The 11,876-nt window shown below is 63.0% G+C and carries 8 protein-coding genes; 5 read left to right on the top strand and 3 right to left on the bottom strand.

Features of this window, described 5'->3' with window-relative positions; all coding sequences use genetic code 11:
• The first annotated feature begins 65 nt into the window (after positions 1–65).
• On the top strand, positions 66–1,790 hold the full coding sequence (locus MON38_RS12220; protein WP_241936452.1) for a T9SS type A sorting domain-containing protein: 1,725 nt from the start codon (positions 66–68) through the stop codon (positions 1,788–1,790).
• Positions 1,791–1,859: 69 nt separating this feature from the next.
• Here the strand turns inward: MON38_RS12220 and MON38_RS12215 are convergent, their stop codons facing one another.
• Positions 1,860–2,852, bottom strand: coding sequence for an NAD-dependent epimerase/dehydratase family protein (locus MON38_RS12215; protein ID WP_241936451.1), 993 nt, complete (start codon positions 2,850–2,852; stop codon positions 1,860–1,862).
• Positions 2,853–2,986: 134 nt separating this feature from the next.
• Here MON38_RS12215 and MON38_RS12210 point away from each other — a divergent pair, with 134 nt between their 5' ends.
• Genes MON38_RS12210 through kbl form a run of 4 tightly spaced genes read left to right on the top strand, consistent with a single transcriptional unit; the run spans position 2,987 to position 6,501 of the window.
• A complete protein-coding gene (locus tag MON38_RS12210) occupies positions 2,987–3,424 on the top strand; it encodes a BLUF domain-containing protein (RefSeq protein ID WP_241936450.1) in 438 nt (145 codons plus the stop codon).
• A gap of 42 nt (positions 3,425–3,466) precedes the next feature.
• Positions 3,467–4,555, top strand: coding sequence for a patatin-like phospholipase family protein (locus MON38_RS12205; RefSeq protein ID WP_241936449.1), 1,089 nt, complete (start codon positions 3,467–3,469; stop codon positions 4,553–4,555).
• Positions 4,556–4,614: 59 nt separating this feature from the next.
• Complete coding sequence (locus MON38_RS12200) at positions 4,615–5,271, top strand: PH domain-containing protein (RefSeq protein WP_241936448.1); 657 nt, start codon at positions 4,615–4,617, stop codon at positions 5,269–5,271.
• Between the two features lie 33 nt (positions 5,272–5,304).
• Entirely contained in the window at positions 5,305–6,501 is a 1,197-nt protein-coding gene (gene kbl, locus MON38_RS12195; RefSeq protein ID WP_241936447.1) for a glycine C-acetyltransferase, read from the top strand.
• Between the two features lie 113 nt (positions 6,502–6,614).
• Here the strand turns inward: kbl and MON38_RS12190 are convergent, their stop codons facing one another.
• Complete coding sequence (locus MON38_RS12190) at positions 6,615–10,544, bottom strand: HYR domain-containing protein (RefSeq protein ID WP_241936446.1); 3,930 nt, start codon at positions 10,542–10,544, stop codon at positions 6,615–6,617.
• Positions 10,545–10,964: 420 nt separating this feature from the next.
• The gene (gene cdaA / locus MON38_RS12185; RefSeq protein WP_241936445.1) at positions 10,965–11,801 is read right to left on the bottom strand and encodes a diadenylate cyclase CdaA; all 837 of its coding nucleotides are present in this window, start codon (positions 11,799–11,801) and stop codon (positions 10,965–10,967) included.
• Positions 11,802–11,876 lie beyond the last annotated feature (75 nt).

The raw sequence follows: 11,876 nt of genomic DNA, 5'->3' as shown, positions 1-11,876 counted from the left end.
TGACTAATCAGCCATTCAGTGGCTGCTCCACACAGCCTTTTTATTCCTGTTTTTTTCGCTGCCCCATGAAGAAAAATACATTCCGTTGGCAAGCCATTGGTTGGCTGCTGGTTCTCGCCGCCCCCGCTACGCTGCAGGCGCAAAGCTGGCACTGGGCCAGTGCCCCCGGCGCCATCGTCGACCCAGCTCCTGTGGGAGCTCCCGGCGGCTCAGTCATCGTTGCCGCTGCCCCGGACGGGGCCGGCAATACCGTCGTAGCTGGTAATTTTTCCGGCAGTTTCACGCTGGGGGGCACCACGCTCGTCAGTCAGGGCTACTCCGATGTATTTGTGGCCCGCCTCGGGCCCGGTGGCGAGTGGCTGCAGGCCGTGCGGGCCGGCGGGCCGAGCGAAGACGTGGTGAGCGGGCTGAAGCTTGATGCGGCGGGCAACGCCATTATCAGCGGGCGGTTTGGCAACCTGGTGGCCGGGGCGACGGCGGAATTCGGCTCCTTCGCCCTCACCAGCGCGGGCGGTACCGATGCCTTCGTGGCCCGGCTCAACCCCGGCGGGCAGTGGACGCAGGCCGTGCGCGCCGGCGGCCCGGGCAATGACGAGGCCAACGCGCTGGCCCTCGACGCGGCCGGCAACGCCGTGGTGGCAGGCAGCTTTCAGGGCAGCCCGGGCTTCGGCCCCACTACGCTGGCGGCCGACGGCGTAACCACCGCCGCATTCGTCGCACGCCTCAACCTGGCGGCGGGCACCTGGACGCAGGCCAGCCAAAGCACCTGTGCTTTCAGCACCGTGCCTTTCCGCAACCTGGTAAGCGCCGTGGCCCTCGACGCCGCCGATAATGTGGTGCTGGCCGGCCAGTTCGATGCCAATACCCGCTTTGGCGCGCTCGCACTTAGCAATGCGCTGGGCGGCACGTCGGCTTACCTGGCCCGGCTCAGCGCCGGCGGGCAGTGGACGCAGGCCGTGCAGCTCACCAACAACAGCCGCCTGGCCCCGCCGCCCACCATCAATGCCCTGGCCGTGGATGGGGCGGGCACGGCTACCGTTGCCGGCGTGTTGCTGGAAACCGTGGCCTTTGGCCCGACCACCCTCGTCAGCGCGGGCAGCTACGATGTATTTGTGGCCCGGCTCGACGCCGCCGGGCAGTGGACGCAGGCCGTGCGCGCCGGCGGCCCTGCCAACGACCTGGCCCGCGCCCTGGCCGTGGATGCCGCCGGCAATGCAACGGTGGCCGGCCTGTTCGGAGTTTACGGCAGCCCGGGGCAGGTCGCTACGGCTGCGTTTGGCCCGCTGGCCCTCAGCAGCAGCGGCGGGCTGTACGATGTATTTGTGGCCCGACTCGACGCCGCCGGGCAGTGGACGCAGGCCGTGCGCGCCGGCGGGGCCGGCAACGACGAAGCCAATGCCGTCAGCATCGATGCCGAGGGCAGCATAACCGTAGCGGGCTCCTGCGGCAATGCTGCCGGCTTCGGCGGTTTCACGCTCAGCGGCACAACCAGCTTCCCGATGGCCTTTGCGGCGCGTTTTGCCGGCACGGCGCTGGCCACCCACGCCCCCGCGCCGGCCGAAGTATTTGCCCTGGCACCCAACCCCGCGGCGGGCCTTGTGCGCCTGAGCTGGCCCGAAACCAGTCCGGCCGCGCGCCCCGTGCAGGTACTTGATGCGCTGGGCCGCGAGGTGCGCCGCCAGGAGCTGCCGGCCCGCACCCGGGCCGCCACGCTCGACCTGGCCGGTCTGGCCCCCGGCCTCTACGTGGTGCGGTGCGGGGCCGGCGCCAGCCGGCTGCGGGTCGAATAGCTGAAGCCTGAGCATGAAAAAAGGCCCTGCATCTTCAAATGCAGGGCCTTTTTAATCAAACGGAAAAATCTACGCCTGCTTCATCTCCTTGAGATGCAGCAGCATGTCGGCGGTCATCTTGTCGAGGTCAAAATCCGGCTGCCAGCCCCAGTCCTGCCGGGCCTTCGAGTCGTCGATGCTGGCGGGCCAGGAGTTGGCAATCTGCTGGCGGCCATCGGGTTTGTAGGTGACTTCGAAACCGGGCACGTGCTGCTGAATGCTGGCCGTGATTTCGGCCGGCGAGAAGCTCATCGCACCCAGGTTGTAGCTGGTGCGCACCTTAATTTGCTCGGCCGGGGCGTGCATCAAATCCAGCGTGGCTTTGAGCGCGTCGGGCATGTACATCATCGGCAAATACGTGTCTTCGCTCAGGAAGCACTCGTAGTTTTCGCCGGCCACGGCTTTGTGGTAGATGTCGACGGCGTAGTCGGTGGTGCCGCCGCCGGGCAGGCTCTTGTAGCCGATGAGGCCGGGGTAGCGGAGGCTGCGCACGTCCAGCCCGTGCTTGCGGTGGTACCACTCGCACCACTGCTCGCCGGCCAGCTTGCTGATGCCGTATACCGTGTTGGGGTTCATGATGGTAACCTGCGGCGTGTGGTCGCGCGGCGTGTCGGGCCCGAACACGGCGATGGAGCTGGGCCAGTACACCTGGGCCACGCCGTGGGCCACGGCCGCTTCGAGCACAATCAGCAGGCCATCCATGTTCAGCTGCCAGCCGAAAAGCGGGTTTTTCTCCGCGGTGGCCGAAAGCAACGCGGCGAGGTGGTAAATCTGTTTGGGGCGGTACTGGCGAATGAGCTTGTCGAGGCGGGTGCGGTCGAGCACATCGAGCAGCTCGAATGGGCCGCCGGCCAGCATGTTGGGGTCTTTGGGCGGGCGCACGTCGGCGGCAACTACCAGGTGGGGTTCGTAGCGCTGGCGCAGGGCGGCCACCAGCTCCAGGCCGAGCTGGCCGCAGGCGCCAATCACCAGCACCGAGCCGGGTAATACAGAAGTTTCAGGGTCGCCGGGAGTGGGAGCCATGCGCGGAGTGGTTCAGGGTTGAAGGTGGGAAAGCGGGAATCGGGCTGCAAAGATACCGGGCCGCCGCCGCCGCGGGCACCGTTTTGCCCACAACGGTGTTGGAGCGCCTTAGTTACACCAACCCCGCCCCGCCTATGCCCCCACAACCGATGCTTTACTCGCTGATTTACCGCAGCCAGGCTTCGCGGGCGGTGCACGAAGTGACGCTGCCGCCGCTGCTGCGCAAAGCCCGTCTGCACAACGAGCGGACCCGCCTGGGCGGCCTGCTGCTGTATGCCAACGGCGAATTTATGCAGGTGCTCGAAGGCCCCGAGCCGGCCCTCAGCCAGCTCTACGCCCGCATTCAGGCCGACCCGCGCCACTTCGCCGTGCGCACGCTGGCCTACGGCCCCATTGCCGAGCGCGCCTTTCCCGACTGGCGCATGGCCTACGCCCCGGCCGATGCCAAAGCCCTGGAAAAAATCACCGGCTTCCTACCTCTCAAGGCTGCGCCCGGCCTCGCCGCACACCCGGCCGAAGAAGTAACCCAGCTGCTGCACGAGTTTGCCCAGGGCCGCGCCCACGACGAGTAGCGCCCGGCGGCCCGGCTCCCGCCCGGCGGTATCTTTGGCCCCATGAAGCTGCGCGCGCTGCTGTTATCCTTCGGAATCTGGCTGCTCGGCAGCCCCATCATTCAGGCCCAGCCGGCCACTACGCCCCGCTACCGCAACCTCGTGATGGAGGGCGGCGGCATTCGCGGCATTGCCTACGGCGGGGCCCTGCTGGAACTGGAGCAGCGCGGCGTGCTGGCCGGCCTCACGCGGGTGGGCGGCACCTCGGCCGGGGCCATTCAGGCGGCGCTGCTGGCGGTGGGCTACTCGGCCCAGGAAATCATCGACGTGGTGAACGCCACGCCCGTGCAGCGGCTCAACGACGGCCGGTTCATCTTCTTCGGGGGCACGCACCGGCTGGTGAAGGAATACGGCTGGTACCGTGGCGACGAGTTCAGCACCTACCTCGGCGAGCTGGTGGCCCGCAAAACCAAAAACGCCCACCTCACCCTCGGCGAACTGCACGCGCTGGCCCAGAAGGAGCCCACGCGCTTCCGCGACCTCTACACCACGGGCACCAACCTCACGCAGCAGCGCGTGCAGGTATTCAGCCACGAAACCACGCCCACCATGCGCGTAGCCGATGCCGTGCGCATCAGCATGAGCATTCCGCTTTACTTCCGGGCCGTGCTGCTCGATGCGAAGAACAAGGTAATCACCGGCACGCCTGCACCCAGCCAGCCCGTGCAGGTGCTCGTGGACGGCGGCCTGCTGGCCAACTACCCCATCGATTTGTTCGACTACCCGCGCTACTTGGCCGCCGGCACTGCTGCCGCGCCCGATGCGCACGGCCACGTCTTCAACCCCGAAACCCTGGGCCTGCGCCTCGACCGCGCCGAGCAGATTCCGCTGGATGGCGCGCCCGCTGGCCGCCAGCAGCTCGCGCCCTACGACATTACCGATTTCAACACCTACATGGGCGCGCTCTACACCGTGGCCCTCGAAAACCTCAATCCCGTGCAGCCCGCCGACTGGCAGCGCACCATCAGCATCGACTTCCTGAACTTCAGCCCCAAAATCAAGCGGATTTCGGACGCGCAAAAGAAGCAGTTGATGGACAGCGGACGGAAGGGGGCGCAGGCGTTTTTGGTGCGGCAACAGGCCCAACGTTAGGTTGTAATTAGTGTGCTGATGCGACGATAACAATGCACAATTACTGATTCTTTTCGTCCATGAGTCCAGACATTGGGATAATTATCACGGCTTTACTACTAGTTATTGTCTTTCCGCTTTGCCTTAGCGCACAGGAATATTTCCGCGATAAGAATCTCGCGCAACCAGTTGTTCAATTCTCGCTCTCATGGTGGCACAACATGAGCCTGTTCTGGACCTTAGTTCAAACCTCATTTGGTTTGGCACTGCTTGCTGGTGCGGTCAGCATTATAGTCAGAGACGGGCCGCAGTTAGGCCTTTTTATAGTTGATATATTTATGTTGCTCGTGGCTTGGCGATGCTTTCCCGCCATTTGCCTGTACTGGACGTACTGGACGTACTGGCACTGGGACGGCCGGGCTCGTCTCAGCTTTAATCGGGCGGAAAGGACGATGACTTATGTTAACCGAGAAATCAGCTTCACTTTTGCAGTGTCGGAAATAGAGTTGCTCTCCTGCCACGAGCCAACCATAACCCGGGCAGCCAGTTCAGACTACAGCTATACAATTCTGCATCTTAGCGATGCACGCGAACTGGTTGTTACGTCGCTGTTATGGGATATTATTGAGTGGTCAGCAATATTACCAGCCGTCAAAACTGAATTCGTCAAACAGCGTTTTGCATGGTTGCCCACTGACCTCAAATCCAGAAAGTTTTTCAGCCCTTTCGCTAAATAGCACCTGCCTTAATTATCACCCACCCACCACCCCATGTACGCCACCCTCCAGCCCGACCTCGAACAAGAGCTTCAGAAAATAAAGGACGCCGGCCTTTTCAAGAAGGAGCGCATCATCACTTCGCCCCAGGGCGCCGAGATTGAAACCAACGAAGCCGGCGAAGTGCTGAACTTCTGCGCCAACAACTATCTGGGCCTGAGCTCGCATCCCGAAGTCATCAAGGCGGCGAAAGACACCATTGACTCGCACGGCTATGGCATGAGTTCGGTGCGCTTCATCTGCGGCACGCAGGACATTCATAAGGAGCTGGAAAAGAAGCTGGCCGAGTTTCTGGGCACCGAGGACACCATCCTCTACGCGGCCGCTTTCGATGCCAACGGCGGGGTGTTCGAGCCGCTGTTCAACGAGCAGGACGCCATCATTTCGGATGCCCTGAACCACGCCAGCATCATCGACGGCGTGCGGCTGTGCAAGGCCCAGCGTTACCGCTACGCGCATAATGATATGGCCGACCTCGAAACCCAGCTCCAGGACGCCGTGGCCAAAGGCACCCGCCACCGCATCATCGTCACGGACGGCTCGTTTTCGATGGACGGCACCATCGCGCAGCTCGACAAAATCTGCGACCTGGCCGACAAGTACCAGGCCCTGGTGATGATTGACGAGTGCCACTCGATGGGTTTCCTGGGCAAAACCGGCCGCGGCACCCACGAGTACCGCAACGTGCTGGGCCGCGTCGACATCATCACCGGCACGCTGGGCAAGGCGCTGGGCGGGGCCATGGGCGGTTTCACCTCGGGCCGCAAGGAAATCATCGACATGCTGCGCCAGCGCAGCCGCCCGTATCTGTTCTCCAACACGCTGGCCCCGGCCATCGTGGGCGCGAGCCTGCGGGTATTGGAGCTGCTGACGGAAAGCACCGAGCTGCGCGACCGCCTCGAAGAGAACACGAAATACTTCCGCGAGCAGATGACGGCCGCCGGTTTCGATATCACGCCCGGCGAGCACCCCATCGTGCCCGTAATGCTGTACGATGCCAAGCTGGCCCAGGAGTTTGCCGCCAAAATGCTTGATGAGGGCATTTACGTGGTGGGCTTCTACTACCCCGTGGTGCCGCAGGGCAAGGCCCGCATCCGGGTGCAGCTCAGCGCCGCTCACACGCGGCAGCATCTCGACAAGGCCATTGCCGCCTTCACCAAAGTGGGACGCGAGCTGGAAGTGCTGAAGTAACCGCTGACGCTACTCCGCAGTTCATCGCACTGCTTCGGTAAAATCCACAAAAAAAGCCCCTTGCCAACGGCAAGGGGCTTTTTAATTGCATAGCCCCAAGGGGCAGTGGCAGCTTACTTCACCACCGACAGGCGCTGAACGTGGACTTCGCCCTGGCTTTCGTAGCGGCACAGGTAGAGGCCGGCGGCCAGCGGCGTACCGTCGAGGGTGAGGGCATAGTCGTGGCCCGCCTCGGTGGTGCCCGAGAAGAGCGTGCCCACTACGCGGCCTACGGCATCAAACACCCGAATCTGGGCTGCGGCCGACACCGTGGGGCGGAAGTGCACCGTAGTGCTGGCGCCGAAGGGGTTGGGGTAGGCTTCGAACACCAGTTCGGTCGCCAGTTCAACAGCGGGGGCGGCGGGCTCCGGACGAGTTGCCGTGCCGCAGGCACCCAGCTGGTCGCCGGCGTGGCCGGTGAGGTGGGCGGGCACCGCATTGGGCGAGATGCAGATTTCGTGGCCGTTGTGGCACACTACTACCTTATCCTTGTCGCAGCGGGCATCCATCACGTGCAGCGTCACCGTGGCCGTGGCCGTGCAGCCGTACTGGTTGGTGGCCGTCACGGTATAGGTGAAGGTGCCGGCCGTGGTGGCCGTGAACACGGGGTTGGCTACCGTGGTGCTGCTCAGGCCCGCGGCGGGGCTCCACGCGTAGCTTACGCCGCCTTTGGCCGTGAGCGTAGCGCTCTGCGAGCCATAGCCGAGGTAGAGGTTGGTGGCCACGCCGCCGGTGTACACGTTGCTGGCGGGCGTCACGGCGATGGCCGGGGCCGGGATGCTGCCCACTACCGTCACGGTAGCCGAAGCGCTGGCCACGTTACCGTGGATGTCCGTCACCGTCAGCACCACCGGGTTGCTGCCCAGGTTGGCGCAGGTGAAGGCCGAGCGGTTCAGGCTGTAGCTGGCAATGCCGCAGGCATCGGTGCTGTGGTTGTTCACGTCGGCGGCGGTTACCGAGGCGGCCCCGTTCACGAGGGTCACGGTCACGTTGCGCACGGCTACGGCCGGGGCCGTCACGTCTTTCACGGTGATGGTGAAGCTGCCGGTGCTGGTGTTACCGCTGGCGTCGGTGGCCGTCACGGTCACGGTGCTGGTGCCCACGGCGAAGGTGCTGCCCGATGCCGGGCTGGCGACTACCGTCGCGCCGGCGCAGTTATCGGTAGCTGTCGGCGCGAAGGTCACCACGGCACCGCACAGCGTGGCAGGCGCAGTAACTACAATGCTGGCCGGAACCGTCAACACCGGCTTCTCGGTGTCATTCACGGTTACCGTTTGGGTGGCAGTCGCCACGTTGCCAGCGGCATCGGTAGCGGTCCAGGTCACGGTGGTGGTGCCTTGGGGGAAAGCTGCTGGGGCATTGTTGGTTACCGTGGCAGTGCAGTTGTCGGTAGCCGTAGCGGTGCCCAGGGCTACATTGGTCGCCGTGCATTGGCCGGCATCGGTGCTCACGCTCACGGCGGCGGGGGCCGTGATGGTGGGTGCCAGATTGTCCTGCACGGTTACGTTGGCGGTAGCCGTGCTCACGTTGCCGAAGCTGTCGGTCACGGTTAGGGTCACGGGGTTGGGCTGGCCTACATTGGCGCAGGTGTAGCTGGTCTGGGGGGCGTTGGCGTAGACGTAGGTAGCCTGCACCAGCAGGCGCTTAAACGTGCCCCCGCAGGGGTCGCCAAATACGTCGTTATTGGCTGGGATACTGCCTGAGTTCTTGCCCAACAGGGCCTGCTCGGCTATCTGCTGGCTGTTGCCAGCGTGGCACCAACCGTACTGAAACGTGCCGTTCACATAGTCGGCGTTGCCGTAGCTGGCAAAATTTACAGCCGTGAAAGTGGCGCCCGCCGGTGCGGTCAGCGTCAGCACCTCGTGCTCCTGTGCAACGGCGCTCACCACGCCCTGGCTGGGCTGAATGCTCAGTGTGACGGCTCCGCAGTTGTCGCTGCTGCCGTTGTTCACCTGGGCGGCCGTCACGCTGGCATTGCCGGAGGCATCGAGCTGCACGGTCACATTCTGGGCCACGGCCGTGGGGGCGGTGTTGTCGGTTACCAGCACGGTTTGCGTGTCGGTGCTGGTGTTGCCGTAGCTGTCGGTTACGGTCAGCGTCACGGGGTTGGCCCCGTAGTTGGCGCAGCTAAAAGCCGACTGCGACAGCGTCATGGAAGCAATGCCGCAGGTGGCCGTTGAGCCGTTATCAAACTGGGCGGTAGTGAGCGTGGCCGTGCCGTTGGCATCAAGCACCAGCGTCAGGGGCATTGCATGCGCCTGCAGCGTGCACGGAATCACGTTGATGCTGAACGATTGCGTAATCAGGCCGTAGCTGGCGCCGTGGTGATAGATGTCGGCGGCTACCAGCGTCACGTCGTTATTGCCGGCATCGGCCACGGTGGGCGTGCCGCTGAGCGTGCCGGTGCCGTCGCCATTATCCACCACTGTCAGCCAAGCGGGCAGGTTCTGGTCCTCAATCTCCAGTTTGTCGCCGTAGGGCAGGTCGGGGTCGGTGAGGGTGATGCTGTAGCTGAACGGGTGGCCAGCCACTACGTTCAGCGAGGCCGGGGCCGGAGCCGACGTGAAGCTCGGGGCCGAGTTCACGATGAACTCCAGGGTGTGAGTTTTCTGGTCGCTTGAGTTGGTGTTCTTGGCCGTGAAGGTTGCCGTGTTCGGGCCCCAATTGGCCGAGGCGGGCGTCCAGTTCAGCTGGGTAGTGGTAGGGTTGCCGGCCGTGGAGGGCAGCGCGGGCGAAAAGGTAGCGCCGGCCAAACCCGTGCCGCTGATGATGCTCACCAGCGTGTTGGGGTCTGCGTTCGAGGCCTGGATGGTGCGCGTCACCGGGGTGCCAGGCGTAATCTGCTCTACGCTGCCATCGGCGGGCGTGGGCGGCACGTCAAAAGTAGGCTTGGTGCTGACCTGGATGGTGACGGAAGTGTTGGTTTGCACGCCCACGTTGTCTTGGGCCACGAAGGTGATAACGTAGGTGCCGAGGCTGCCGGCGGTGGGCGTCCAGGAGAAGGTGCTGGTAACCGGGTTGCCGGTGGCCGGCAGGGCGGGGCTCATGCCCGAGCCGCTGGGCAAGCCCACTGCTTTGAGCGTCACCGAGCTACCCGGGTCGCTGTCGGTGGCGCGCACTGAGAAGCTGACCGGCGTGCCGGGGGACACCTGGTACGCGTAGCCTACTGCCGGGGTAATGCTGTAGTCAAACTTGGGCGGGGTCGATACCTGCGTAATCTGAATAATGAAGTCGACCATAATGCTGGTCTTTCCATCGCTTACTTTTACAATGGCATCGTAGAGCGCGCCCACCGTAGCGCCGGTTGTCGGAAAGGTAATAACGCCGGTATTGGAGTCGATGGCTAGGCCGGGCGCGTTGGTAAATGCGTTGCCGGCCATGTCGGCGCCAGTGGCCAAGCTGTAAGTCAGTGGGTCGCCGTCAGGGTCATTGGCCGGTAGCTGAAAGGTAGCCGCTGTTTGCCCAGTGGCCAGATTCACCACCGGTGGCAAGGTCGACACCGGCGAACTGTTGCCCGAACCTGCGTTGATGACGGTTTCAATATGCCAGACGCCATTGGAGTTGTTCACTAATCCAACCAGTCGGTTGGAATTGTTGATGTAGGCCTTGTAAGCTGTGTTCGAGGCGTAGGTGTGCGTCACCGTAAACTCGCCGTAGAAGTTGTCCGCAGCCACGTCCACGGAGGTCACCGTCAAGTTGATAGACGTGCTTGAACCGTCGCCGAAATAAAGCACATCAGCGTTGGAAACAACCGAGCCAACGGCGAGGCTTGGGCTAAAAACCGGGTAGCTCTTGCGGAACGACTCGTTCACCTTTATCACCACCGTGCGCTTGGTGGGGTCAGTGGTGACGGTGCGCCACGTGATGCTGCCATAGCGGAAATGCGAGGCCATGGCCGACGACAGGGCGCCGAAGGTCAGCAAGCAAGTCAGCAGCCACACCCGCAGCCCGAGAGCCGGACGAGTTGATGCAGTTGAAATTGGTGCGTAAACAGGTTGTTGCATGAAAAAAGGGAGAATGGTGAATAGTTGTGATGGGAAATGCATCTAAGAATGTTAGATTCAATACAATCTTAGAATTTAACAATCGGGCAAAACTATAATATTAATTTTGATTAATTATTAAATTACCCTTAAAAAACATTTCAATTTTTATAAATATTGCAAAAGTGCATTGCTAATTATTTGACTGTTAATGTCACGGATGCTAATGTGGTTCAGATAATAAAAAAGGGGCAGCCGCCCCTTCTTTTATTTTTGACCAGATAGCGTGTCAGCCGTTGTTGTCCATCAGGCACGACAAAGCGCCACCTTGGGCGAACTACTATTCCAAAAATCATCATTCGCCAACAGGCGAGCACAGCAACAGCCCTGCCGCCTTGCAGCGGAGCGTACGATATTCCAGAAATCAACCAGTTCTTCCGGCTAGGCCGACAGCGCCGCGCTGCTGGCGGTGGCCGCTTTCGGCTGCTCGGGACCACTCAACAGCCACTCGTTCAGCAGGGCGCGCAGCTCGCCGGTGGGCAGGTTGCGGTGCACCTCGCCGTGGCGCACGAGGCTCATGGCGCCGGTTTCCTCGCTCACCACCAGCACCACGGCGTCGGTGATTTCGCTCAGGCCGATGGCGGCGCGGTGGCGCAGGCCCAGCGAAGCGGGCACATCGGGGTTTTCGCTCACCGGCAGAATGCAGCGGGCGGCCTGCAGGCGGCCGTTGGCCACAATCACGGCCCCGTCGTGCAGGGGCGAGGTTTTGTTGAAGATGGCCAGCAGCAGGCGCTTGCTGATTTCGGCATCGAGCCGGTCGCCCGAGTCGGCAAAGGGCGTGAGGTCGGAAGCCTGGGTGAAGCAGATGAGCGCGCCGGTGAGCTTATTGGAGAGGCTTTTGGCGGCTTCCACGAACGGGCCCACGGCCAGCGGGGCGGCTTCGGCGGGGCGGCCCCAGGTCCAGGCCCGCATGCGTTCGATGGCGGTGGCCTTGCCCACGTTCAGCAAAAATCGTCGGATTTCCTGCTGAAACAAAATGATGCTGGCCAGCACACCCACGCTCATAAACTGCCCCAGAATCTTGGTCAGCAGCTCCATGCCCGTGGCTTTCACCACGAGGTAGAGCAGGTAGAACGACACCAGCCCCAGCGCCACGTTCAGGGCCACCGAACCGCGCAGCAGCTTGTATAGCTGATACAGCAGCACCGTCACCAGCAACACGTCGGCCGCGTCAATCCAGCCGAAATGCAGGAAATTGATGGGGAAAGGGCCGGCCATGGGCGGTGGGAGAGGTGGAAAGAGATGACAACGACTGTTGTGCTTCCGTTGCACAAACCAGCACGCCGCCCTTCA

Origin of the sequence: Hymenobacter cyanobacteriorum, from assembly GCF_022631375.1 — a bacterium.
GTDB classification, from domain to species: Bacteria; Bacteroidota; Bacteroidia; order Cytophagales; family Hymenobacteraceae; genus Hymenobacter; species Hymenobacter cyanobacteriorum.
Note: the sequence above shows the minus strand (reverse complement) of the source record. Positions and strands in the feature narration are given on the sequence as shown.